Origin of the sequence: Crystallibacter permensis (genome assembly GCF_025960875.1) — a bacterium.
Lineage (GTDB): Bacteria > Actinomycetota > Actinomycetes > Actinomycetales > Micrococcaceae > Crystallibacter > Crystallibacter permensis.
In genome coordinates, this window is record NZ_JAODLR010000001.1 from 229895 (window position 1) to 254190 (window position 24296).

Consider the following 24296-nt stretch of genomic DNA (forward strand, 5'->3'; position numbering starts at 1 on the left):
CGGTGGCTCCTATTCGATCTTCCCGGGTGCTCCGGCTAGCCCAAGTCGACGTTGTCGATCAGCCGCACCGGGCCTACTTTGGCGGCGACCAGAGCCAGGGCTTCGCCGGTAAACGGGGTGTCCTGGCAGTTGAAAGCCAGCGGCTCCAAAGTGACCGGATCGACCACTTCAAGGTAATCCAGCTCCACGAGTCGGGCGGACTTGATCATGGCCAGGGCACCCTCGATGTCCAGCGGCTCGTGCCGGTCCGCCTGCTCCTTCAGATAGCGCAGGCTGCGCGGCAGGACCAGGGCGGCCTCGTGCTCCTCGGCGGAGAGGAAGCGGTTCCGGCTGGACAGCGCCAGCCCGTCCTCGTCCCGCACGATCGGCACCCCGACGATTTCGACCGGGAAATTCAGGTCCGCCGCCATCCGCTTGACCAGGGCCAGCTGCTGCGCGTCCTTCTTGCCGAAGTAGGCGCGGTAGTCCGCCGGGATGGGAGGCATGCCGTAATGCAGCAGTTTCGCGACCACCGTCAGGGCGCCGTCGAAATGCCCGGGCCGTGAAGCGCCTTCGAGTTTCCCACCCAACGGACCCGACGCCACCCGCACCATCGGTTCGCCGCCGGGGTAGACCTCTTCCACGGCCGGCGCGAAAACGATGTCCACCCCGCAAGAGCCCAACAGGTCCAGGTCCGCGTCCAGCGTGCGAGGGTACCGCTCCAGGTCTGCCGCGTCGCCGAACTGCAGCGGGTTGACGAAGATGGTGGCAATAACGACGTCGTTCGCCTGGCGTGCAGCGGTGGCCAGGGCGGCGTGCCCGGCATGCAGGCCGCCCATGGTCGGGACCAGGCCCTGGCTCGCGTGGCCGGCATGGTGCCTGCCGGCGGCCTCGCGCAGCAGCTCCGCGCTGGCGGCGTTGAGCTCGGCGTACGTGGTGGCCAGCTGGGGGCGGTTACTCACTGAGGGTCCTCCGGAGTGGAACGGGTACTGAGAATATCCAGGATTTCGGTGGCCTGGGCGTCTTTGAGCAGGCCGCGTTCGAACGCCCGCTTGGCCGTGGCGCGGGCCAGCTCCTCATACGCCTGCCGGATGTCGGTGCTGCCGTGCTCGAGTTCGTACCCCAGCAGCGCCTCGCGGTGGACGCGGACGGTACCGGCGTCGCCGCGGGCCACCGGTCCGGTCAGCGCGCCCTCACCGGACGCCAGCGCGTTTTCCAGCGAGGCCCGCATCAGCGGACCCAGCAGCCGCTCCGGCTGGTCCACTCCGGCTGAGCTGAGCATTTGCGCGGACTGCGCGGCAATGGTGACCAGGTGGTTCGAGGCATGCGCCAGGGCTGCGTGGTAAAGCGGCCGGTCCTGCTCCTCGATCACGATGGGTTCGGCGCCCATCTCGACCACCAGGGCCTGGGCAATGGGGAGCACCGTGCGCGCAGCGGTCACCCCGAAGGCGCAGTCCGTGAGCCGGGTCAGGTCCAGGCTCATGCCGGTGAAAGTCATGGCCGGATGGATGGCCAGACCGATGGCACCCTTGGCTTGGGCCGGCGCGAGCACGCTCACGCCGTGCCGCCCGGAAGTATGGGCCACCAGCTGGCCCGGTTGCCAGGCACCGGTCTCGGCAAGGCCGGCCACCAGTTCCGGCAGGGCATCATCGGGCACGGCCAGCAGCACCAGTTCGGCCCGCTCGATGATCTCGGGGATCTCCAGCACCGGCACACCGGGCAGCAGCATTTCGGCCCGCTCCCGGCTGGCCTCGGACACGGCGGAAACACCGACGACGGCGTGCTGGGCCGCGCGCAGGGCCGCCCCCAGCACGGCGCCCACCTTGCCGGCGCCGATCACGCCGATACCAAGCCTGCCCGGTCTAACGCTGTTCATCCTCGGCCTTTCCGTTCTCTGCGCCGGCCTGCTCCTGCACGGTCTCCTGCCGGCGTTCCAGCCAACGCTCCGGCACACTGTGCCGCCGGGCCGCCGCGGCGCGGACCGACTGTTCGTTGAACAGGCGGCGGGCCACGTCGATGTCCATCTGGTAGACCACCGGGCTGACCGGCCCCACCGTGGTCTGCAGCTGCAGATCCGCCACCCGCAGCTTCCGCGCCACCGGTCCTTGGTGCAGGGCCATCGACTGGGTGCGTTCGTGCGGGATCACGGCCAGGTTCCGTACCAACCTGCCGGAGCGGGCCAGCAGCGCCGTCTCCGTCACGGCGAAGCCGTTGCGCCGCCAGGTGAGGAAGGACAGCCACCGCACGCGGGGCGGGGAGGTGACGAAGCCGCCGTCGTTGTCCTGCCCCACCAGCCCGGCGGTGAAAACGCCGAACGGGTCCTCGGTGCCGGGGTCCGGGAGCACCAAGGCCAGCATCTGCATGACCTCGTCCCGTGTGCCCACCGGCAGCAGGGTGGTGCGCGCGCCGGAGTTCTCCGCGCTCACGCCGTAGCCGGCCACGTTGATCTTGATCCGGTACCAGTCCTTGGTCCGCCAGAGCAGCGGCTGGGACACTGCCACGGCCTGCACCCGCCCGGGCGGCACGGTCTGGGCCCGCGTCTCCAGCAATCCGTAGCGCAACCGGATGCCGTCCGGGGACACGGCCGCGCGGAAGTTGTAGGCGGTGCTGAAAACGCTCCAGTAGCCGGCCGCCACCGCGATCATGCCGGGCACCAGCGCCGACAGCAGCACCGGCAGGCCGCCCCAGTCCGCCACGTAGCCCACCGCTGCGGCCACGCCGATAACAACGACGACGACGGCCAGCGCTACCGTTGCGCCAGACAGCACTGTGGCGCCGACAACCCGCTGCGGGGCGAGCTGGACAATGGGATGTTCCGGGGCCTCGGGCGCCTCGTCCGGATGCTCGGGGTCCAGCTCGACGCCGGAGGCCCGGGCCAGAATGGTCGCGCGGAGTTGCTGCGCGGAAGCCAGCGGGAGGTAGGCCAGCCGCACCGCGGATTCGCCGGCGTCCGCCACTTCGAACTTCAGCTCGGCGAGCCCGAAGATCCGGCCCAGCAGCGGCTGGATAACGTCGATCGCCTGGACCCGGTCCAGCCTGGCCTGGCGGTGCTGGCGGAACAGGATGCCGGAATTCACGCGGACGTGTTCCTCAGTGACCTGGTACCGGGTGAACCACCAGGACAGCACGAAGGCACCCACCAGCAGCAGCACCACAACCAGCAGTACGACGACGGCCCAGATGCCCCGGCCCTCTGTCAGGATCCACAGGGGCTCGCCGCGGAACATCGCTTCGAACCAGTCGCGCCCGAAGAAGTAGGCCATGGCGGCCAGGGCGATCCAGCCCCGGACAAACGGGGAAACGGGGTGGACGCGGTGCCAGTTTTCCGCGCGGTCCGGAGTCAGCGGCACCTCGCTTGAGGGGGAAACCGGGCCGTTGCCCTCCGGAGTGGTCACAGCCCGGCCAGCCTTGCCTGCCCGCGCGCGGAAAGCTGCTCACGCAGCCGTGCGGCTTCCTCTGCGGGGAGTCCGGGAATGGAGGCATTGGTCTGCGGGGAGGCGGTGTGCAGTTTGACCGAGGCCAGCTTGAAGGCGCGCTCCAGCGGGCCGACCGCGACGTCGACATACTGCATGCGGCCGTAGGGAACCACCATGAGGCGCTGGAAGAAGATGCCTTGGCGGATCAGCAGGTCCTCGTCCCGCTCCGCATAGCCGATGGCCTTGACCTGGCGCGGAATGAGCAGGCCGATCCAGACCTGGATGACCAGCGTGCCGCCGGCCAGCAGCCAGGCGAGCCAGGCCGGAAAGCCGGGCCAGACGCCCGTGAGCAGCAGGATCAGCGGGACGCTGAGGATGGCCAGGCTGATCAACGCGGACACGGCCCAGCCGATCAGCCGCACCGTGATGTACTTCGGTGCCACCCGGATCCAGCTGATGTCCGGCGGATCTATCGGCTCGCTACGCATACTCCCCCTCGCCCTCGGTCGAACCGTCTTCGCGTTCGGCCGATTCCGGATCCTCCGGCGGGAGCTTGCAGAACCGTTCCACCATCAGACCAATAATGACCATGACCAGGCCACCGCCCATCATAGCCAGCACCTGCAGCAGGATGCTGCCGGCCGGCCGGTAGGACAGCAGCACCAGCTGGTCAACCAGAATGCCGGCATGCCAGCCGAGCAGCAGCGCACCGGCGTAGGCGCAGGCCTGGGCTAGCACCAGCGTACGGGCGGCAAGAATGGGATCCAGCGGCTTCTCGCGCTTGCCGTTGCGCCAGCTGCGCACGCGCAGGCCGAGGACCAGCGTGAACACCATGATGGCGCCCATGGTGGCCAGCGAGCTCAAGTGCAGAACGGGAACCGGCAGGCCGCCGCGCGCGGTCACGAGGTTGGCCAGCCAGCCCAGCACCGCGGTGACGACGGCGATCGCCCCCAGCCAGCTGTACTTGATGGTCCTCACGATGCCGCGCCCATCCGGCTCAGTGCCCTGGTTCGAAAGGCGCCAGGCCGTCCAGGTCCCCTGCGGCTTCGGCCAGTTCGCCGACCGGGACGCCGTTGAGGGTTGCGTGCGCGTCCATCCAGGCCCAGGGCTGCAGCACAAAGGCCCGCTCATGGGCACGCGGGTGCGGGACGGTCAAGGCCTCGTCGTCGAGCTTGAGGTCGCCGTAGGTAATGATGTCCACGTCCAGAGTCCGCGGCCCCCAGCGCACCTCGCGGGTCCGGTGGTGCTTGTTTTCCACGCTCTGGCAGTGTTCCAGCAGCCGATGGGGCTCCAGATCCGTCTCCACCTCGATCACCATGTTCAGGTAATCCGGCTGGTTCTCGGGACCGCCTACCGACTTGGTCTGCACAACCGGCGATACCGCGCAAAGGCGGACGTTGGGCGTGTCCACCAGATCCGCGACGGCGTGGGAGAGCGTGTCGCTGCGTTCGCCGAGATTGCTGCCAAGGGCCAAAACCGCGCGTACACTCATGAATTCTCCCGGTAGATAGTGATGGTGACGTCCCCGAACGGCACTTCGATGGGCGCCTGGGGCTTGTGGACCGTCACTTCCACGGCGGCGATGCTGAATGTGGCCAGAACGTAACCGGCGATCCGCTCCGCAAGGGTCTCGATCAGGTTCACCGGCTCGCCCGTGATGATCTCTTTGACACCCTCGGCCAGCTCGCCGTAGTGCGCGGTCAGGGTCAGGTCATCGGCGGCGGCCGCGGCACGGATGTTCGTGTGCAGGGCGACGTCGATGGTGAAGGGCTGGCCGTCCCGGCGTTCATGGTCAAACACTCCGTGGTAACCGACGGCGGTGATGCCGGAGAGTTTGATGACGTCCATGCGGCCGGACCCGGCTGTGCCCATCTGCACCGGCTCTACCCGGCCCAGGCTGCGGCGACCTTGACCGCGTCCAGGCTTGCACCGGAGTCGTGCACGCGCACGCCCCAGGCACCGTTGGCAACGGCCAGGGCGCTGATGGCCAGCGTGGCGTGGTCGCGCTCTGCCGGCGCGGCAACCTTGCCGGCGGAAGACAGCAGGGTGCCGAGGAAGCGCTTGCGGGATGCCCCGATGAGGACCTTGTGGCCGAGCTTTGTGAACTCCGGCAGCCCGCGCAGCAGGGCCCAGTTGTGCTCGGCGTTCTTGGAGAAGCCCAGCCCCGGATCAAGGATGATCTGGTCTTCGGCCACGCCGGCGGCCACAAACTTGTCCCGCAGCTCGGCGAGTTCGGCCACAACCTCGGCCACTACGTCGTCGTACTTGGCGGCGGGGTCAACATTGCGCGCATCGCCGCGGCGGTGCATCAGCACGTAGGGAACCTTGCGTTCGGCAATCAGGCCCGGCATTTCCGGGCTGAAGGTCATGCCGGAAACGTCGTTGATAATGCCGGCACCGGCGTCGATCGCCTTGGCCGCGGTATCCACGTGCATGGTGTCCACGCTGACCAGGGCACCGGCCTTCGACAGCGTCTCGATCACGGGCAGGATGCGGGCCTGTTCCTCTTCGGGAGTGATCGACTCCGCACCCGGACGGGTGGACTCACCGCCAACGTCAATGATGTCTGCGCCGCCGTAGAACAATTTCAGCCCCTGGGCAATGGCCTTGTCCGGGGAGACGAACTTGCCGCCGTCGCTGAAGGAATCCGGAGTGACGTTCAGGATCGCCATCACCACGCCGCGGTCGGTGGGCAGATCCGAAAACTTTCGGGGTGCGCGCACCTTGCGGACAACGGGCAGCGGGGAAGTTGCGGGCCCGGTTCCGGGCACTGCTGCGAGTGAATCCATAAATGTCTACCGTTTCTGCTTGTTTCGCTTATCGCCCGATGATCAGGCTCATGGCCTCTGCCCTGGTGGCAGTTTCCCTGAGCTGACCGCGGACTGCGGACGTTACCGTCTTGGCGCCCGGCTTGCGGACACCGCGCATGGACATGCACATGTGCTCGCACTCGATGACGACGATGGCACCCTTGGGCTCGAGATGCTCCATCAGGGCATCAACAATCTGCGTGGTGAGCCGTTCCTGGACCTGCGGGCGGCGGGCATAGACCTCCACCAGCCGGGCCAGTTTGCTCAGCCCCGTCACCTTACCTTCATGGGAAGGAATGTAGCCAATATGGGCGGTGCCGTGGAACGGAACCAGGTGGTGCTCGCAGGTGGAATAGAACGGAATGTCCTTGACCAGCACCATTTCTTCATGGTCAATATCGAAGGTGGTGGCCAGCAGGTCCGCCGGGTCCTGGTGCAGGCCGGCGAAGACTTCGGCGTAGGACTTGGCCACCCGCCGGGGTGTCTCCACCAGCCCCTCGCGGTCAGGGTCTTCGCCCACGGCAATGAGGATTTCGCGCACTGCGCGCTCGATCCGGGGCAGGTCTATCGAGCTGTCGATTTCCAGCTCGGCGATTACATCGTCGTATTCGGTCACTTGTGAATCCTAGCCGTTGCCGCCGGTGGTCCCGCCCGGGTTGGTTCCGGGGGTGCTGCCGGGAGGGCTTTCGACGGGCAGTTCGGGCAGCGCCGGATCCGGATCAACGATGACGGCCGAATGGCCCTCTTCGTCCGGGCTTTGGGCCGAGGCGGCCTCGGCACGTTCCTTGGCACTCATGACCGGCGGAATGTTGTGGACCGGGCGCGATTCTTTGGACAGCCACACGTCGCGGTACTCGCGCTTGCGGATGTCCTCGAAGACCTCGGCGATCTCGCGCTGGTTCAGCGTCTCCCGCTCGAGCAGGGCCAGCGCCAGCCGGTCCAGCACGTCGCGGTTTTCGGTCAGCACGGCATAGGCCTCGTCGTGCGCGGTGTCGATCAGGCGCCGTACTTCCTCGTCGACCACGAATGCCACGTGGTCGGAGTAGTTGCGTTCGTGCGACATGTCGCGGCCCAGGAACGGTTCGCCGCCGCCCTGGCCCAGCTTCACGGCGCCGACGCGTTCACTCATGCCGTACTGCGTTACCATCTGGCGTGCGGTGCTGGTGGCCTTCTCGATGTCATTGGAGGCGCCGGTGGACGGATCGTGGAAGACGATTTCTTCCGCCACCCGGCCGCCCATGGCGTAGGCCAGCTGGTCCAGCAGCTCATTGCGGGTGATCGAGTACTTGTCGTCTTCCGGCACCACCATGGTGTAGCCGAGGGCACGCCCGCGCGGCAGGATGGTGACCTTGGTGACCGGCGCGGTGTAGCGCAGGGCTGCCGCCACCAGGGCGTGGCCGCCTTCGTGGTAGGCGGTGATCTTGCGCTCGTGTTCCTTCATGACGCGGGAACGCTTCTGCGGGCCGGCCATGACGCGGTCGATCGCCTCGTCCAGGGCGCGGTCGTCGATCAGCTGCGCATTGGAGCGGGCAGTCAGCAGCGCGGCTTCGTTGAGCACGTTGGCCAGGTCCGCACCGGTGAAGCCCGGGGCGCGCTTGGCCAGCGCACGCAGATCCACGTCCGGGGCCATCGGCTTGCCGGCCGCGTGCACCTGCAGAATCTGGTGGCGGCCCTGCAGGTCCGGCGCCTCCACCGCGATCTGGCGGTCGAAACGTCCGGGCCGCAGCAGTGCGGGGTCCAGGACGTCAGGGCGGTTGGTGGCGGCGATCAGGATGACGTTGGTCTTGACGTCGAACCCGTCCATTTCGACCAGCAGCTGGTTCAGCGTCTGCTCACGCTCGTCGTTGCCTCCGCCCACACCGGCCCCGCGGTGGCGGCCAACGGCGTCGATCTCGTCGACGAAGATGATGGCCGGAGCGTTGTTCTTCGCCTGTTCGAACAGGTCGCGGACACGGGAGGCGCCCACACCGACGAACATTTCAACGAAGTCCGAGCCGGAGATGGAGTAGAAGGGCACGCCGGCTTCACCGGCAACCGCGCGGGCCAGCAGGGTCTTACCCGTTCCGGGTGGACCGTAGAGCAGCACGCCCTTGGGGATCTTGGCGCCGAGCGCCTGGAATTTGCCCGGTTCCTGCAGGAACTCCTTGATTTCGTGGAGTTCTTCCACGGCCTCGTCCGCGCCGGCGACGTCGGCGAAGGTGACCTGGGGCATGTCCTTGGTGATCAGCTTGGCTTTGGACTTGCCGAACTGCATGACCTTGGAGCCGCCGCCCTGCATGCGTGAGAGTAGGAACCAGAAGATGATGCCGATAATCAGGATCGGCAGGATCAGGCTGATGAAGCCCGTGAACCAGTTGTTTTCCACCGGCTGGTCCGTGAACACGTCCACGTTGGAGGCGCTGATGGCGTCGACCACATCTTCGGCACGGGCGGTGCTGTAGAAGAAGGTGATGCTCTTGCCTTCGTTGGCGCCGTCCTGGATGAAGTCTTCACGCAGGGTCAGTTCAACGCTCTGGTTGCCGTCATTGATGCGGGCCTGCTCAACCTTGTCGTCGGCGAGCAGCTGCAGCCCGACGCTGGTGTCCACACGGGAGGCCTGCGGGCCGGCAAGATTGGGCACCACAATAAGCAGGATTGCCAGGACCAGCACAATCCAGATGATTGGTCCCTTGAAAATGTTCTTCAATTTCATGCGTCTAAGGGCACAATGCCCCGTCCCTCCTGCTGATCAGCCCGTGGTGTCACCCATATAGCTATACACCGTCCGCAATAATTCACGCACGGCGGCAAAGATTAGTTCCCTCTCGGCGTACAAGCAAGCCTTTGGCTCAGCTGGAGACGGAAATGTGCGTTTTACTCGTAGACGTGCGGTGCCAGCGTGCCGATGAAGTCCAGGTTGCGGTACCGCTCGGCGAAGTCCAGGCCGTACCCGACCACGAATTCGTTGGGGATTTCGTAGCCGACGTACTTGACGTCGATATCTACCTTCGCCGCATCCGGCTTGCGCAGCAGCGTGCAGATCTCCACCGAAGCCGGGCCGCGGGACAGCAGGTTGGTTTTCAGCCAGGACAGTGTCAGGCCGGAGTCGATGATGTCCTCGACGATGAGCACATGCTTGCCCATCAGGTCGGTTTCCAGGTCCTTGAGGATCCGCACGACGCCGGAAGACTGCGTGCCGGAACCGTAGGAGGACACCGCCATCCAGTCCATTTTCACGTGGCTGTGCAGTGCGCGGGCCAGATCCGCCATGACCATGACGGCGCCCTTGAGGACTCCGACGATCAGCAGGTCGCGGCCCTCGTAGTCCTTGTCGATCTCGGCAGCCAGTTCCTGCACGCGCTGCTGGATCTGCTCCTTGGTATACAGAACGTGCTTGAGGTCCGCCTGAACGTCGTTGGAATCCACCAGATACTCCCGTAATTAATGATGTGGCGTCACTGGGCGCGAGCCAGTTGTTCTAAAGACAAGATTGCCATAGCCGCCGCGCTCTTGCGCAACCGGGCCTGTTTGTTGGTCCGGTTGCCGCCGCACCCGGCGGTACACACTGACCATTCCGGCCAGCTGCACCGGTCCGGCGGACCCCTGCCTCGCCAGCAGCGCTTCGGCCGCGATGAGCCGCTCGTAACTGGGGTTCTCGCCGCCCATTTCGGCCGCCGCCAACGCGATGACCCGGTGTTTCATCGCTGCCGGCAGCGCTTCGAGGCCGGTCCGCTCCAGTTCTATGCCGTCCGCGGTATCGATCCTTAGCCGCAGGTATTCGCTCCGCGCCCGGGCGTCAAGGTAGTCGGCATCCGCCCGCAGAATCTGCGCCGAACGCCACAGCGCCTCGGCGACGCCCGGGCCCAGCTGCTGCTCCAGGAAAGGCAGCACCTCGGCCCGTACGCGTGAGCGCAGGAATTTAGGATCCGCGTTGGTCGGATCATGCCATGGTTCCAGTCCGGCGAGGGCACACAGCTCTTCGGTATGCTTCCGGCGCAGCCCCAGGAACGGCCGCAGATAGTCCCCGCGGCGCGGCGCCATGCCGGCCAGCGAACGCGTTCCGGAGCCCCGGCCGAGACCAAGCAGTACCTGTTCGGCCTGGTCATCGAGGGTGTGGCCCAGCAGCACGGCGGCGGCGCCATGTTCGGCAGCGGCACTGTCCAGGGCGGCGTACCGCGCGACCCGGGCGGCGGCTTCGGGCCCCATGCCGGGCTGGCCGACGCTGACCCGGCGGACTTCCACCGGCGCCAGCCCGAGATTCACAAGCTGGTTGCGTGTCCGTTCGGCCACCTCGGCGCTGCCGGGCTGGAGGGCATGATCGACGACGACGGCGCCCACCCGGTAACGCCGGCTACCGTCCCGCAAGGGCCGGGCAAAGTAGGTTGCCACGGCGGCCAGGGCCAGAGAGTCCGGCCCGCCGCTGCAGGCCACAAGCAGCAAGGGCGGTTCGCCCCGGCTCGATGCTGGATCGGTGGTGCCGGCAGCTTTGTCCTCCGGCGAATCCAGCAGCTCCAGCGCCGCCTTGATGTGGTTCCGGGCCGTGCCGACCAGCGGATGCAGCCGTTGTTTGCGCCGTGGCATGCCGACTGCGGATGCAGTGGACGGTTCGGTCATGGACGGCTGAGGTCCATGCGGCTGATCCACAGGTCGGCGTTGTGGATCTCTTCTTCGGTGGGCAGGTTTTCCGGCCGGATCCACACCTGGTTGAAGCCTTCCATGCCCACTTGCTTCACCACGGCGCGGACAAACTTCGCCCCGTCCGTGTACTGGCGTGCCTTGGCATCGAGGCCCATGATCTTGCGGATCCAGGATTCCAGCGCGCCGCGGGTCTTGGCCCGTGCGTTGAAGCGCTGGCGGATGGTCTTCACCGTGGGCACAATGCTGGCGTCCACCTCGTCCATCACCACATTGGCGTGGCCCTCGAGCAGGCTCATCACCGCGGTGACGTGGGAGAAGATCGCTTTCTCTTCCGGGTCCTGGAACAGGTCCATGATGGTGCCGGTGGCGCCGACGTCGACTTTCCCGCCGCCGGTGCCGGCGCCGTCGTCGTTCTTGTCTTTGCCGGACATCAGGGCCTTGGCCGCCTGCTGCAGCCGCTCGCCGAAGGTGTCGGCCTTGGCCACCAGGCCGGAGGAGAGCTTTCCGATCTGCTCCATCATGTGGTCCCGCAGCCAGGGCGCGGCCGCGAACTGCACGCGGTGGGTCTGCTCGTGCAGGCAGACCCAGAGCCGGAAGTCCGCGGGTTCGACGTTGAGTTCCTGCTCGACGGCGATGATGTTCGGCGCCACCAGCATCAGCCGGCCGCCCGCAGGGCCGCCGGGCAGCAGCGAGCAGAACGGGTCGTACTGGCCCAGCACCTTGCTGGAGAGGAAGGAGAGGATGGCGCCCATCTGGGTTCCCGTGAGCGAACTGCTCAGGCCCGTGGCCGCGCTCTTGACCTGCTCGGGCTTTTTCCGGGCGAGCTCGGTCAGGGCGGGCTGCAGGAGTGCTTCGAAGCTGCGCGCGTTGGCCTTGGACCACTCGGCCCGGTCCACGATCAGCACCTGCGAATCCCGCAGGTCCCTTGCCGCCTCCAGTCCGGTGATCCGGTGCACGTGGTCCACGGAAACTTCCGAGAGTTCGCGCAGGTTGGCCACGGCGGCACGGATCTGCGCCTGCGGCATCTTGGGGCCGGCCGGAGTGAGCTTGGCCGCGGTGGTTGCCGCCAGGTCCCAGTTGATCAGGCGCGGCGGGGTTTCCGGAGCGGACGGGGTGTTTCCGGCGCTGCCGGTGCTTGCGGTGCTGTCCATGCTGACCATCAGATCACACCGGGGCCCGGCAGGTCACCGGCCGTTCGCCCAACGGTGAAGGAAATTTCGACGGCGGACCAGCGGACCGGGTCAGGCGGCGCTCACGCGGCGCCCAGGTGCGGGTCAGGAGCCGGGTGTCAGAGGCAGCCGCAGCCGGCAAGGACTGTGGCCGCGCGGTCGGCCGCTTCGCGGGCCTGTGGCGTGGAGTTTTGCAGGCCGTTGGCCACGAAGGCAAAGACCAGGGTCCGCCCGTCCGCCGTCACCGCGTAGCCGCTGAGCGAGGTGACCGTGTGCAGTGTGCCGGTCTTGGCCCGCACCAGCCCGGCACCGCCGGCAGTCTTTCCGGCGAAGCGTTCCTGAAGAGTGCCGGTCAGTCCCGCCACGGGCAGTCCGTCGATGGCCGCCCGCAAGTCCTCGTTGGAGCCGCTGGTGATCTCGCGGAGCACTGCGGAGAGCTGTTCCGCCGAGACCTTGTTGCCCAGGGCCAGCCCGCTGGCATCGCTGATCAGCAGGCCGGAGGTGGGAATGTCGAGCTTCTCCATGGCCTCCTTGATCGCCTCGGTGCCGCCGCCGAAGGACCCGGGTTTGCCGCTGGCCAGGGCCGTATTGCGGGCCAAGACCTCGGCAACGTAGTTATCGGATTCCTGCAGCATGTAGTTGACGTGCTCGGCCACGGTGGCGGATTCAACGGAGGCGAGCACTATGCCGTCCTTGGGCGCGGCACCGCGGACCACATCGGGCGCCACCTTGACGCCGCGCCGGGACATTTCCTCCGCCAGCGCCACGCGGAAGGCCCGTGCCGCCGTGAGGGCCGCATCATCGACCAGCTCGCCGCTGCCGTCCGCGTTTTCCCGGCCGCCGGAGAGCGCCAGCGGATAGATCGGCGCGATCTCTCCCGCCTGGATATCGGCCGGGTCCCACGCGGCGCTCAGCGTTGGGCCGGCGTAGGCGGTGTCGTCCAGCAGCACCCGCAGTTCCCCGGTGAACTTCACGGTGGCCAGCCGTTCCGCGGCGGCCTGGGCCAGCGTGGCCAGACCCGCCCGCCCGAGGACGTCCTCCCGCTCCGACTCGCCAGCACCCAGCAGGGCATCTCCCCCGCCGCGCAGCACCAGCGTCCCGGGCACGTTGCCCTGGATGACCTCGGTGGAGAACCGTGCCTCCGCGCCGAGAGTCAGCAGGGCCGCAGCCCCGGTCAGCAGCTTCATGTTGGAGGCCGGAATGCGCGGCTCCGAACCGTTGCGCTCATACAGCACGTCGCCGCTCTGCGCATCGGTGACCAGCGCCGCGAAGTCCCCGGCGCCGTCGTACTTCAATGCTTTATCCAGCGCCTCGCCCAGCACCTTCGGATCCGGCACCGGCGCGGCCTCCGGCGAGTCCGTCAGGAGTTCGGCGGCGGCCAGTTTCGCCGGCGGCAGCTGGGCTTCCGGAGTGGTGACCACCGGCTTGGCTGCCCCGGGATTCCAGTCAAGGGCGGGGGCAAGATGCCAGGCGGCGGGAATGGCGAGCACGGCGAAGGCCGCGGCCAGCAGCCAGGATGTCAGTAGCCGGAAGCCACGGTTCATCCTGCCCCTCCCCCTGTTAGCCCGAGCGCGTCTCCGCATCCGGCAACGGGCGGAACGCGGTTTGTGAATCGGCTGCTCCGGTTGATGTCGGGCCGGGCTGCCAAGACCTATATCGTTAAGCGTAGACCGGCGCCGGGCCCTGCCCTGTCCACCGCGCCAGTGAGACCAAACACCAAGGAGACTTCCATGCAGCACGATGTGACCATCGAGATCCCCAAGGGATCGCGCGTCAAGTACGAGATCGACCACGAGACGCACCGCCTCCGCCTGGACCGCGTCCTTTTCACCTCCATGCAGTACCCCACGCACTACGGCTACTTCGAGGACACCCTGGGTGAAGACGGCGATCCGCTGGACGCGCTGGTCATGCTGCAGGACTTCGATCTGCTGCCGGGCGTGCTGGTCGAGTCCCGCCCGATCGCCGTGTTCAACATGACCGACGACGGCGGCGGGGACGCCAAGGTGCTCTGCGTTCCCTCCGACAAGCGCTTCGACCACATCCAGGAGCTCTCCGACGTGTCGGAGTTCCTGGTCAAGGAGATCGAGCACTTCTTCACCCGCTACAAGGATCTTGAGCCGGGCAAGTGGGTCAAGGCCGAGGGCTGGTCCGACCGTGCCGCCGCCGAGGCCGAGCTGGAAGCTTCCATCAAGCGCTTTGCCGCGCTCGGCGAAGAGTCCGCTCCGGACGAGCCCCAAGGCCGCGACGTCGATGAAGGCACCACCAGCGGTTCGGAAGCACAGGGCCGCTAGATCTGACACTGCTTCGAGGGCGGTCCGGACTGATTTCAGTCGGGACCGCCCTTTTTGGCAACCGAAATCAGTTGATCCGTCTATTTGTCCGCAATACTTAGGGCATGTACGTGCTCACCATCAATCAGCGCGACTCCCGCGAGGTAGGCGATCTGGTTCCGGAGCTGATCAAATCGCTGCGGCACCTGCCAACCGCCATTGCCTTCCGGCGTTCGGTCGGGGACGAAGCCATCGGCGTGCTGGAAGACCCGAAGACGGCTATCGACGCCGCCATGATCGCCCTGCGGAGCCGGCGTTGGCATGTCGGGATCGGCGTGGGCGAACTGTTGGTACCGCTGCCCGAGGACGTTAACGAGGCCCAGGGATTCGGGCTGGTCTATGCGCGGCGCGCCGTGGAGCGGGCCCAGAAGACTGGTGAACGGGTACCGCTGGCGGTCTCCGGGCCAGACGCCGACATCGCCGCCGAGGCCGAGGCCGTGCTGCGGCTGATCGGCCAGATCGTCTCCACCCGCACCGACGCCGAGTGGAAGGTGCTGGACCTGATGACCCCCGGCGCCCGGGGACAGCAGAAATTCATCGCCGAGGAACTCGGCATCACCACGCAGGCGGTCAGCAAGGCCGTGGTCCGCTCGCACTGGGTGGAGGAATGGGCTTGCCGTCCGGCCGCGGCGCGCCTGCTCGACCTGGTTTACGGACCCAGAGCGCTGCCCGAGGCGAGCCTTCCGTACCGCTGACCTGCGGCTGGGGCCTAGACTCCGAGAAGGGAGTACCCCGACAAGCAATAGGAGCTGACGATGATTCCGGAGATCAATTTCTGGGCGGTGCTGGTGGCAACGCTGTCCACCATGGTGGTGGGGTCCATCTGGTACACGCCCAAGGCGTTCGGCAACTACTGGATGCGCGTAGCCAAGGTCAGCCCCAGCGGTGACGCCAAGGACGCGGTCAAACCGATCCTGATCACGCTGGTGGTCAGCTTCATCAGCGCCTGGGTGCTCGCGGGCGCGGCAGCTATCGCGCAGGAGTTCTACGGCGGCAGCTTCCTCTGGAATACCGTGCTCACCGCGGTGATCCTGTGGGCCGGTTTCACCGCCGCACGGTTCATCACCCACGATGCCTTCGAGGGCCGGCCCGCCGGGCTGACCGTTCTGAACTGCGCCCACGAACTGGTCACCTATTTGATCATGGCGCTGATTATCGGCCTGTTCGGCATCAGTGCGGCTTGATTCTCAGGCATTCGCTCACCCAACCCAAGCGGACAGGGCCTCAGCTACGGACTGATAGTCCATCTGGCCCGTCGCCACGCCTATCACCAGGTCATAGGCAGGATCTTCTGGCGCGTCCAGCGAGAGTGAGTTCAAGCCGTAAAACACAACCACGGCAAGCCAGCCCAGCCGCTTGTTTCCGTCTACAAGTGGATGATTCCGCACGATGGATTCAAGCAGCACGGCTGCTTTCTCGTGGATTGAGGGATACGCCTCCTCACCATAGAGCGTAGTCTGCGGCCGATTTGCAGCAGCAGACAACAGGCCAACGTCGCGCACCTGCCGCACTCCCAATTCATCCGCGAGGGCCAGCAAAGATTCCAGATCCAGATAGACGGTCATGGACTACTGGGCCAAACGGTCCAGCAAAGGGCGGTATTTTTGGATGGCTGCCCGGGCCATCTCCCGTACTTGGGAATCCTTGTCGAGGCGTGCAGCCGAATCTACGATCGCACGAACAGCAGCCTCATTCTTGCTAACGCCTTCGGCAACAGCAAGGCGTTCCAGCAGTTCGTCTTGTTCAGGGGTCAGTCGCAGAGTCATAGGCATGCACCCATGATACCAATCTGATACCAACGACGGAATAGATACCTTGATCTAGGCCAGCAGGCTTTGCAGGATCGGGGCGGCACCGTCTTCGTCTACGGTTCCGGTCACTTCGTGGGCGACGGCGATGACTTCCTCTGGCGCCTGGCCCATGGCAACACCGCGGGCGGCCCAGTCGAGCATTTCGATGTCGTTGCGGCCGTCCCCCATGGCCACGGTCTGTGCCGGGTCCACCTTGAGCTTGCGGCGCAGGGTCTCCAGCGCGCTGGCCTTGGTAACGCCGTTCGCCGCAATATCCAGCCAGGCGGTCCAGCCCACCGAGTAGGCCACACCGTGCAGACCCGCATTGTCGATGGCTTCCTTGAACTCTTCCGGCGTGTTCTCGGCACTGAACACCACCACGCGCACGGCCGAGGCTTCCAGCATGGTTTCGAAGTCCACGCCGATGGCTTCTATCCCGAAGCTCGCGTCCTGGAAGCGCTCGGTCGAGAGGAATTGACCCTCATTGTCCTCAAGGGCGAATTTGGCGGTGGGCAGCTTCGTGCGCAGGGCACGCAGTGCCGGGCCGGGTTTGAAGGTGACGCGGTCGATGACCTCGTAGCCGTTCTCCAGGCCGGTGTCGATCCGCAAGGTCACGCCGCCGTTTGAGCAGACGGCGTACCCCTTGGTCAGCCCGATGAGTTCGATAATCGGCAGCGTGGCGTTCAACGAGCGGCCGGTCGAGACCACCACTTCATGGCCGGAGTCGACCACTGCCTGCGCGGCCTCGCGGACGGCATCGCTCATGTGTCCGTCGTGGTTCACCAGTGTGCCGTCCACATCCAGGCAGACCATTTTCCGCACCTGGTTGTCCGTCTGCAACGAATTCCGGCTTGTGTTCTTTTGCTGGTCTTCGATGCCAGCAATCGCATTGTCAGCTGTAGTTGTCATTATTCCAGTGAATCAGAGGCAAGCCCCGAAACGGTAGGGCGACGCTCACATTGGGAATTAACGGCTGATGAATACCGGCCGAACTAGCTAAGTACGGGCAGGACCTCGAGGCCGCCTAGGTACGGGCGCAGTGCCGCGGGCACAGTCACCGATCCGTCGGCATTCTGGTGGTGCTCAAGGATGGCTACGATCCAGCGCGTGGTGGCGAGGGTGCCGTTCAGGGTAGCCACGGCACGGGTGCCCTTCTTTTCCTCGCCGGTGATGCGTTCACGCACATTCAGGCGACGGGCCTGGAAGGTCGTGCAGTTGGAGGTGGAGGTCAGCTCGCGGTAGGCATTCTGCGTGGGGACCCAGGCTTCGCAGTCGAACTTACGGGCGGCGCTCATGCCCAGGTCGCCGGCGGCAGTATCGATCACCCGGTAGGGAAGTTCCACCTTGGCGAGCATCTCCTCTTCCCAAGCCAGCAGCCGGGCATGCTCTTCGGCGGCGTTCTCGACCGTGGTGTAGATGAACATTTCCACCTTGTTGAACTGGTGGACCCGGATGATCCCGCGCGTATCCTTCCCGTGCGAGCCCGCTTCACGGCGGTAGCAGGAGGACCAGCCCGCATAGCGCAGCGGACCGGCGGCCAGATCCAGGATTTCGTCCCCGTGGTAGCCCGCCAGCGGAACCTCGGAGGTGCCCACCAAGTACAGGTCGTCCTCGGCCAGACGGTAGATTTCGTCATCGTGCGCCACATCGAATCCGGTGCCCTGCATCGTTTCCGGGCGGACCAACGTGGGGGTGATCATCGGCGTGAAGCCGGCCGCGATGGCCTGGTCCATGGCCATATTCAGCAGCGCCAGCTCCAGCCGGGCACCGACGCCCTTGAGGAAGTAGAACCGCGCACCGGAAACCTTCGCGCCGCGCTCCATGTCGATGGCACCCAGCAGCTCGCCGATCTCCAGGTGGTCCCGGGGCTCGAACCCGTCCGGGCCGAAGTCGCGGGGCTTGCCAACGGTCTTGATGACCTCGAAGTCATCCTCGCCGCCGGCGGGTACGCCATCCTCGATGAGGTTCGGGATCCGCCGCAGCAGCGACTCCTGCTCCGTTTGCGCGGCGTCCGATTCGGCCTGGGCCGCCTTGACCGACGCGGCGAGTTCCTTCACTTCAGCCAGCAGGGTTTGCTTTTCCTCGCCCTTGGCCTGGGCAACCTTCTTGCCGAAAGCGTTCTGCTCGGCGCGCAGCGATTCGTAGCGGGTAATGGCTTCGCGGCGGGCGGAGTCTGCGGAAATGACTGCATCAACCAGGGAATCATCGGCTCCCCGGGCACGCTGGGAGGCTCGGAAAATCTCAGGATTGGCGCGGAGTTCATTTACATCGATCACCTGCTAAGGGTACCGAACAACCGGCCGCCACCTCGATTTCGCGCCCGGGTGGTGCGGCTATTCTAAGAGCATCATGGAGACTCATTGGATGGTTGGCCTCGTTGTTGTTATCGCCGCGGTGGTTTTTATCGTGAGCTGGCTCAGTGTGCGCCATCTGCCGGCCCGCCGGGCGGCCACGGTCCCCGGCGTGCCGGTGGAAGTCCTTGATGCCAGGGCCCAGCGGGTGGCTGTGATCCTCAACCCCGTGAAGAACGACGCCGACTTAGCCCGGGAGAAGATCCGGCTGGCCTGCACCGCCGCCGGGTGGCCCGAGCCGATGGTCTTCGAGACGACCCGGGACGATCCGGGGCACACGCAGACAAGACGCGCGCTGGAAGCCGGCGCCGACGTTGTCCTGGCCGGGGGCGGCGACGGAACGGTCCGCATGGTCACCGGCGAGCTGGCTGGCACGAACATACCCTTCGGCCTGGTGCCGCTGGGCACCGGAAATCTGCTGGCCCGCAACCTCGGCATCAACCCCGGACAACTGGACGCAAACATCCTCACGGCCCTGCACGGTGCGGACCGCCGGATCGACACCGCGACCATCACGCTGGAGAATTCGGTGACCGGCAGCAGCATCACGGAGAGTTTCCTGGTGATCGCCGGCATCGGGCTGGACGCCCAGGTCCTCGCGGACACCAAGGACGATCTCAAACGCAGGTACGGCTGGCTGGCCTACTCCGAAGCGGGCGTGCGGAACCTGCCGGGCAAACGCAAAAAAGTCACCATCAGTATCGACGACGGTCCCGTCCAGACCCGCAGCATCCGCAGCATCCTGTTTGCCAACTGCGGCAAACTGCCGGCAGGCATCGATTTCATCCCGTCCGCCACGGTGGACGACGGCGAACTGGACATCGTGGTGATGAGCCCGCGTAACGCGTTGGGCTGGATCCGGATTGCCGCCAAGACGCTGCTGCGGCACAATGCCCGGATCCCGGTCATCGATTATTACCGAGGGCGCAAGGTTATGGTGACGGCCCATGAACCGATGGGCACGCAGCTGGACGGAGACCTCTCGGGCGACGTGACCTCACTGACCGTCCAGGTCCGGCCCTCCGCGCTCAGCGTGCGGGTGGATCCACAGACCCTGGCCAATGTGGGCGCCGCAACCGCCCAGGACCGCCGGACGGACCTGGCCTAAGCTGCGGCGCCGTTCCACCGGGCCGGACCAGTCCTACGTGTCCTGGCCGCCGAGGTTGTATGGATCGTCGCTGGAGTCCGCCTCGTCCGTGTTGTGCAGATCGTCGCCCGGAACATCGAGGGCTTCGCGCTCTGCGTCCAGCGGCGGCACGTCCTCGAGGTTTTCGCTCTCATCTTCCGGATTCGGAAATTCGCCCTTGGCCTGGTGCTTGATCATTTCCTGCTCTTCAGCCAGGCGCAGGTCATTGCCGAGGTCGCCGGCATCGCCGGAACGAAACTCGCTGTTGGTCTGCTGCAGCTGCTCGTCATACTGGCCGCCGTCGGCGCCGGTCTCGCTGTGCAGTTCCTCGTTGCTTTCGGTCATCGTAGGCACCTTCCGTTCAGTATTGCTAGGCTCCAACTTCGATCAGCTTACTTAGCAAGTGGTGCCAGCGAAAGCTCACGGCTTCTCAGGCAGGCTGCAGCAGTCGCTGGACCCATTCATGCGCCTCGCGGAATGCTTTGTCCTGATTGTTCCGGGCAACTGCATAGGCGCGGCCGTCGGCACGGGGATAGGAGCCCAGGAAGCGGGTATCCGGACTGATCCGATGCAGTCCCCGGACGGCGTCGGCAACGCGCTGCTCGGAGAGGTGCCCGTCAACGTCGAAGCTGAAGAAGTAGTCACCCAGGAACTGGCCGGTAGGCCGTGACTCGATGCGACTCAGGTTCACTCCCCGCGTGCCGAACTGTTCCAGAATTTCCATCAGGGCTCCCGGGCGGTCCTCGGGCAGCGGAACCACCAGCGTGGTCTTATCGGACCCGCTGGGCTCAGGCAGCCCGTTGGGCCGGCTGACCAGGATGAAGCGCGTGACAGCATCGGAAATGTCCCCGATATCCTCGGCCAGCACGTGGAGGCCACGCTGTTCTGCCACTAAAGGCGAGCAGATGGCCGCGTCGTACGGACAGTTGTCATCGAGCAGCCCCACAGCAGCGGCGGCGGTAGACGATCCTGGGAGATATGCGGCCCCAGGAATATTTGCTTCGCTCCACCTGCGACACTGGGCCCAGGCATGGGTATGGGTGGAAACAGCCTTGATATCGGCAAGCGCCAGACCCGGACGGGCCACCAAAACGAAGCGGATGGGAACCAGCTCTTCGCCCAGGATCTGCAGCGGTTCCCCGGTGGCAATGGCATCCAGCGTGGCGCTGACGCCGCCCTCTACGGAATTTTCGATCGGCACCATCGCGGCATCTGCTGTGCCGTTGCGGATCAGTTCGAGGGCACCGCTGACATTGGCCGCCGGTATGCGCCGTGCCGCGGCGGCCCCCGGGACCTGCAGCAGGGCGGCTTCGGTGAAGGTGCCCTCGGGACCCAGGAAGGTATAGGTGCCGCTCATTACTTGACCGTCGGCTCCTGCCCGTTATCGGAAACCATCGGCTTGCCGGCCTCGAGCCAGGCACCCATTCCGCCGTCGACATTAACGGCCGAGTAGCCGTTGCCCACCAGCCAGGCAGCGGCGCGATAGGAGCGCCCGCCCGTGCGGCAGATCACGTGCAGGTCCTCGTCCGGATCCAGTTCGTCGAGCCGTTCGGGCAGCTGGTCCAGCGGGATGTGCAGCGCGCCGTCGATATGGCCCGCTTCCCACTCGTAATCTTCGCGCACGTCCAGCACTTTGGCGTCGGCGCCGATGCTGTCCACATCAACGTTCTCGAAGTCGCTCATCGGGGAATCCTCCGCAGAAATCAGTCGTAAGACGGACTGCTTGCCGTCCTCTCCAGCCTATAGTGGGATCACGCTGTGCACCTTAACAAGACTTCCAGACAGAGGTACTGATGGCCGCTGAGCAGCCCACCATTCTGGCCACTTCCGGTGGCTACAAAGCCGGATCCCGCACCCGGCTGGAGTTCAACCACCTGGTCCACCACGCCGTCGCGCTCTCCGGCGCCAGCGGACGGGCACCGAAAATCACGCACCTGGGAACGGCCGGCGGAGACCAACGCTGGTACGCGGCCGAGCTGGACGAGGCCGCCCGGGTGGCCGGCTTTGAGCTGTCCCATCTGAACCTGTTCAGCATGCCCAACATCGGCAACATCGAGGAGCACCTGCTGGGCCAGGACGTGGTCTGGGTTAACGGCGGGTCGGTGGCCAATCTCCTGGCCGTGTGGCGAGTCCACGGCCTGGACCCGATCTTCCGTCAAGTCTGGGAGGCGGGCGTGGTGCTGGCAGGTGTGTCCGCCGGCTCCATCTGCTGGTTCCGCGGCGGCACCACGGATTCGTTCGGCCCGGAGCTACGTGCCGTCACCAACGGCCTGGCGCTGTTGCCCTATGACAACGGCGTCCACTACGACTCCGAAGCCGAACGCCGGCCCCTGGTCCACCAGCTGGTCAGCAACGGCACCCTCGGCGAGACCCACTGCACCGACGACGGCGTGGGGCTGGTTTATCACGGCACCGAGCTGGCGGAGGCGGTCACCGAGGTCAAGGGCAAGCTGGCGTACCGGGTTACGGCCAAGGCCGGGGACGGCCCGGAAGCCGTGGCGGTAGAGGAACCGATCGAGCCGCGCTACCTGGGCTGATGCACGCACCGCGGTTCCGGCTGCCCGCCGGATGAGAGGCGGGGAACGCCGGCCGCGGAACTGACGGGGGATATATGGATTTGCAGCTGCTACGCGATGGGTTTGTCTCCGGGCTCGGGACCGCCGTCGCGCTCATTGCGGCCGCCCTGACGCTGCTCTTGCTGGCGTGGCTGGCTGCCACTATTGCGCGCCGTGTGCTCGGGGTCCCCGTGGGCTGGCCGCGCTCCATGGTGGTGGGCGTGTTCATGATCCTGTCCTTCTCCGCCATGTCCAGGTACCTCTACGACGCCGCGGATCTGGGCAGCGTGGACGGCAGCCAACTGAACGTTCCTGCCGCCGTCGTACTGATGTTTTTGGTGCTCGCAGTGGCGTGGGTCTTCGCGATCGGCGTCGCCGTGCTGGTAGGGCTGGAGGTTGCCTTTCCCACCGGTTCGCTGCCGAAGCTCACCAGCTTCTTCTCCGGCTGGCGCGCCCGGCGGCAGCGCGCCAAGCGCTACACCGACGTGGTGCGGATAGCCTTCAAGCACGGGCTCGGTTCGCAGCTGCGCGGGCTCACGCGCAACGCCCGGAGCGCGGATGAGGAAGAAACGGCGCTGCACCTGCGGCTGGCCCTGAACGAAGCGGGCGTGACGTTCGTGAAGCTGGGCCAGATGCTCTCGACCCGCCGCGACGTCCTGTCCGAGCCCTACATCCGGGAACTCTCCAAACTGCAGACCCACGCCGAGCCCGAACCGTGGTCGGCGATCCGGCCTGCCATCGGCAAATACCTCGGCCGGGACCTGGACGAAGTCTTCTCCTGGGTCAATCCGGAACCGCTCGCTTCGGCCTCCGTTGCCCAGGTCCACGAGGGCACGCTGCTCTCCGGGCAGGTAGTGGTGCTGAAGGTGCAGCGGCCCTCGGCGCTGCGGCAGGTCCGCCGGGACATTGACATTGTGCTGCGGATGGCCCGCTGGCTTGACCGCACCGCGCCCTGGGCCCGCTCGCTGGGTATCAACAACCTGGCGCAGGGATTCGCGGACTCGCTGCGGGAGGAACTGAACTACCGGGTGGAGCTGGAGAACATGCGCAGCGTGGCGGCCGCGCTGGCCGAGTCCGGGATCGCGGACGTCCTGGTCCCGCACGCCTACGAGGAGTTTTCCGGCAGCCGCCTGCTGGTCATGGACAAACTGGACGGCCTGCCCATCTCGCACGCCCATAAGCTGCTGGCTGCAATGCAGCCGGGGCAACGGCATGGGGTCGCCGAGAAACTGGTCAAGGCTACGCTGAGCCAAATTGTGGACACCGGGGTGTTCCACGCGGACCTGCACCCGGGCAACATCTTCCTGCGCGACGACGGCGGCATCGGCCTGCTGGATTTCGGTTCCGTTGGGCGACTGGATCCGGCCACCCGCCAGTCCCTGGGCACGCTGCTGTATGCAGTGGAGAAGGACGACGGCGTTTCCGCCACGGACGCCCTGATCGAGCTGCTGGACCGCCCGGACGAACTCGACGAACGGGCCTTGGAGCGCGGGGTCGGCCAACTGCTCACCCGCTACCGCACCGGATTCGGCGCGCACGGCAGCCGCAGCATGTTCTCGGTGCTGCTCAATCTCCTGGTGCAGCACGGTTTCGCCGTGCCGCCGCAGATTGCCGCGGCGTTCCGCGCCCTGGCCGCCCTCGAGGGGACGCTGGGGCAGATCAGCCCGGATTTCGACGTCGTTGCCGCGGCCCGCGCCGAAGGCAAGCGCATCATGGGCCGGCAGTTCAAACCGGGCAACCTCAAGGACCAGCTGGAAAGCCGGATGCTGCAGCTGCTGCCGCTGCTGGACCGCATGCCGCGCCGCATCAACAAGCTGACCGAGGACCTGGAGCAGGGCCGCTTCTCCATGAACGTGCGGATGCTGGCCGATAACCGCGACCGGCATTTCCTGGACACGCTGGTCCAGCAGGTGGTGGTGGCGCTGCTGGCCAGCGCGGCGACGCTGGGCGCGATTGTGCTCATTGCCAGCGATACCGGTCCGATGCTCACGGAGAACGTCCGAATGCACGCGTTCTTTGGCTACACGCTGCTCTTTGCCGGGTTTGTCCTCTCGCTGCGGGCTGTGGCGCTGGTGTTCCGGCGGCATCCCGAAAGCGCCAACCGGGACGTCTGAGCCGGTGGCCGCCGTCGTAGCATGGTGGTTCGGGCT

The 24296-nt window shown here is 66.2% G+C and carries 27 protein-coding genes; 6 read left to right on the forward strand and 21 right to left on the reverse strand.

Annotated features, from left to right (window positions below):
* Positions 1-35 precede the first annotated feature (35 nt).
* From panC to dacB, 14 genes are all read right to left on the reverse strand, one after another.
* Complete coding sequence (gene panC, locus B0G38_RS01095) at positions 36-941, reverse strand: pantoate--beta-alanine ligase (RefSeq protein WP_264667721.1); 906 nt, start codon at positions 939-941, stop codon at positions 36-38.
* Positions 938-1855, reverse strand: a complete 918-nt coding sequence (locus B0G38_RS01100) for a Rossmann-like and DUF2520 domain-containing protein (protein WP_264667722.1) — start codon at positions 1853-1855, stop codon at positions 938-940. Before B0G38_RS01100 ends, panC begins: the two co-directional genes overlap by 4 nt.
* Positions 1842-3374, reverse strand: coding sequence for a PH domain-containing protein (locus B0G38_RS01105; RefSeq protein ID WP_413542008.1), 1533 nt, complete (start codon positions 3372-3374; stop codon positions 1842-1844). The genes B0G38_RS01100 and B0G38_RS01105 overlap by 14 nt, the downstream gene beginning before the upstream one ends.
* Positions 3371-3883, reverse strand: a complete 513-nt coding sequence (locus B0G38_RS01110; protein ID WP_169992263.1) for a PH domain-containing protein — start codon at positions 3881-3883, stop codon at positions 3371-3373. The genes B0G38_RS01105 and B0G38_RS01110 overlap by 4 nt, the downstream gene beginning before the upstream one ends.
* Positions 3876-4373 carry a DUF3180 domain-containing protein gene (locus B0G38_RS01115; RefSeq protein WP_264667723.1) on the reverse strand — a complete coding sequence of 166 codons (498 nt, stop codon included), beginning with the start codon at positions 4371-4373 and terminating at the stop codon, positions 3876-3878. The genes B0G38_RS01110 and B0G38_RS01115 overlap by 8 nt, the downstream gene beginning before the upstream one ends.
* Positions 4374-4392: 19 nt before the next feature.
* Positions 4393-4887, reverse strand: coding sequence for a 2-amino-4-hydroxy-6-hydroxymethyldihydropteridine diphosphokinase (gene folK, locus B0G38_RS01120; RefSeq protein WP_169992259.1), 495 nt, complete (start codon positions 4885-4887; stop codon positions 4393-4395).
* Positions 4884-5243 carry a dihydroneopterin aldolase gene (gene folB, locus B0G38_RS01125; RefSeq protein WP_264667976.1) on the reverse strand — a complete coding sequence of 120 codons (360 nt, stop codon included), beginning with the start codon at positions 5241-5243 and terminating at the stop codon, positions 4884-4886. Before folB ends, folK begins: the two co-directional genes overlap by 4 nt.
* A 35-nt stretch (positions 5244-5278) precedes the next feature.
* On the reverse strand, positions 5279-6184 hold the full coding sequence (folP, locus tag B0G38_RS01130; RefSeq protein ID WP_264667724.1) for a dihydropteroate synthase: 906 nt from the start codon (positions 6182-6184) through the stop codon (positions 5279-5281).
* Positions 6185-6212: 28 nt separating this feature from the next.
* Positions 6213-6821, reverse strand: coding sequence for a GTP cyclohydrolase I FolE (gene folE, locus B0G38_RS01135; RefSeq protein ID WP_264667725.1), 609 nt, complete (start codon positions 6819-6821; stop codon positions 6213-6215).
* A 9-nt stretch (positions 6822-6830) separates the two neighbouring features.
* Positions 6831-8897, reverse strand: a complete 2067-nt coding sequence (gene ftsH, locus B0G38_RS01140) for an ATP-dependent zinc metalloprotease FtsH (RefSeq protein ID WP_264667726.1) — start codon at positions 8895-8897, stop codon at positions 6831-6833.
* Between the two features lie 161 nt (positions 8898-9058).
* A complete protein-coding gene (hpt, locus tag B0G38_RS01145; protein WP_264667727.1) occupies positions 9059-9610 on the reverse strand; it encodes a hypoxanthine phosphoribosyltransferase in 552 nt (183 codons plus the stop codon).
* A gap of 15 nt (positions 9611-9625) precedes the next feature.
* Positions 9626-10798 (reverse strand): tRNA lysidine(34) synthetase TilS, encoded by a 1173-nt coding sequence (gene tilS / locus B0G38_RS01150; protein WP_264667728.1) that lies wholly within the window; start codon positions 10796-10798, stop codon positions 9626-9628.
* Complete coding sequence (locus B0G38_RS01155; protein ID WP_264667729.1) at positions 10795-11973, reverse strand: zinc-dependent metalloprotease; 1179 nt, start codon at positions 11971-11973, stop codon at positions 10795-10797. The genes tilS and B0G38_RS01155 overlap by 4 nt, the downstream gene beginning before the upstream one ends.
* A gap of 137 nt (positions 11974-12110) precedes the next feature.
* Positions 12111-13535 (reverse strand): D-alanyl-D-alanine carboxypeptidase/D-alanyl-D-alanine endopeptidase, encoded by a 1425-nt coding sequence (gene dacB, locus B0G38_RS01160; RefSeq protein ID WP_264667730.1) that lies wholly within the window; start codon positions 13533-13535, stop codon positions 12111-12113.
* A gap of 186 nt (positions 13536-13721) precedes the next feature.
* Between dacB and B0G38_RS01165 the strand changes: the two genes are divergently transcribed.
* The 3 genes from B0G38_RS01165 to B0G38_RS01175 all read left to right on the forward strand — a co-directional run bounded on the left by B0G38_RS01165 (position 13722) and on the right by B0G38_RS01175 (position 15508).
* Entirely contained in the window at positions 13722-14285 is a 564-nt protein-coding gene (locus tag B0G38_RS01165) for an inorganic diphosphatase (protein WP_264667731.1), read from the forward strand.
* A 104-nt stretch (positions 14286-14389) separates the two neighbouring features.
* Positions 14390-15019, forward strand: coding sequence for a hypothetical protein (locus tag B0G38_RS01170; RefSeq protein ID WP_264667732.1), 630 nt, complete (start codon positions 14390-14392; stop codon positions 15017-15019).
* A 60-nt stretch (positions 15020-15079) separates the two neighbouring features.
* Positions 15080-15508, forward strand: coding sequence for a DUF1761 domain-containing protein (locus tag B0G38_RS01175; RefSeq protein ID WP_264667733.1), 429 nt, complete (start codon positions 15080-15082; stop codon positions 15506-15508).
* A 15-nt stretch (positions 15509-15523) separates the two neighbouring features.
* Here B0G38_RS01175 and B0G38_RS01180 read toward each other — a convergent pair whose 3' ends face one another.
* The 4 genes from B0G38_RS01180 to serS form a co-directional block, all read right to left on the reverse strand.
* Positions 15524-15889 (reverse strand): type II toxin-antitoxin system death-on-curing family toxin, encoded by a 366-nt coding sequence (locus tag B0G38_RS01180; protein ID WP_264667734.1) that lies wholly within the window; start codon positions 15887-15889, stop codon positions 15524-15526.
* Between the two features lie 3 nt (positions 15890-15892).
* Entirely contained in the window at positions 15893-16090 is a 198-nt protein-coding gene (locus B0G38_RS01185) for a CopG family transcriptional regulator (protein ID WP_264667735.1), read from the reverse strand.
* Between the two features lie 54 nt (positions 16091-16144).
* Complete coding sequence (locus tag B0G38_RS01190) at positions 16145-17023, reverse strand: HAD family hydrolase (RefSeq protein WP_264667736.1); 879 nt, start codon at positions 17021-17023, stop codon at positions 16145-16147.
* An 83-nt stretch (positions 17024-17106) separates the two neighbouring features.
* Positions 17107-18390: a serine--tRNA ligase gene (serS, locus tag B0G38_RS01195; protein ID WP_264667739.1), complete on the reverse strand. Its 1284-nt coding sequence runs from the start codon at positions 18388-18390 to the stop codon at positions 17107-17109.
* 73 nt (positions 18391-18463) lie between these two features.
* Here serS and B0G38_RS01200 point away from each other — a divergent pair, with 73 nt between their 5' ends.
* On the forward strand, positions 18464-19573 hold the full coding sequence (locus tag B0G38_RS01200) for a diacylglycerol/lipid kinase family protein (protein WP_264667740.1): 1110 nt from the start codon (positions 18464-18466) through the stop codon (positions 19571-19573).
* A gap of 33 nt (positions 19574-19606) precedes the next feature.
* On the opposite strand, the gene B0G38_RS01205 is transcribed toward B0G38_RS01200, so the two are convergent.
* From B0G38_RS01205 to B0G38_RS01215, 3 genes are all read right to left on the reverse strand, one after another.
* Positions 19607-19936 carry a hypothetical protein gene (locus tag B0G38_RS01205; protein ID WP_169992234.1) on the reverse strand — a complete coding sequence of 110 codons (330 nt, stop codon included), beginning with the start codon at positions 19934-19936 and terminating at the stop codon, positions 19607-19609.
* Positions 19937-20021: 85 nt separating this feature from the next.
* A complete protein-coding gene (gene pheA / locus B0G38_RS01210; RefSeq protein WP_264667741.1) occupies positions 20022-20948 on the reverse strand; it encodes a prephenate dehydratase in 927 nt (308 codons plus the stop codon).
* Positions 20948-21274 carry a rhodanese-like domain-containing protein gene (locus B0G38_RS01215; protein ID WP_074700228.1) on the reverse strand — a complete coding sequence of 109 codons (327 nt, stop codon included), beginning with the start codon at positions 21272-21274 and terminating at the stop codon, positions 20948-20950. Before B0G38_RS01215 ends, pheA begins: the two co-directional genes overlap by 1 nt.
* Positions 21275-21384: 110 nt before the next feature.
* Here B0G38_RS01215 and B0G38_RS01220 point away from each other — a divergent pair, with 110 nt between their 5' ends.
* Entirely contained in the window at positions 21385-22128 is a 744-nt protein-coding gene (locus B0G38_RS01220) for a Type 1 glutamine amidotransferase-like domain-containing protein (protein ID WP_264667742.1), read from the forward strand.
* Positions 22129-22202: 74 nt separating this feature from the next.
* On the forward strand, positions 22203-24260 hold the full coding sequence (locus B0G38_RS01225; RefSeq protein ID WP_264667743.1) for an ABC1 kinase family protein: 2058 nt from the start codon (positions 22203-22205) through the stop codon (positions 24258-24260).
* Positions 24261-24296 lie beyond the last annotated feature (36 nt).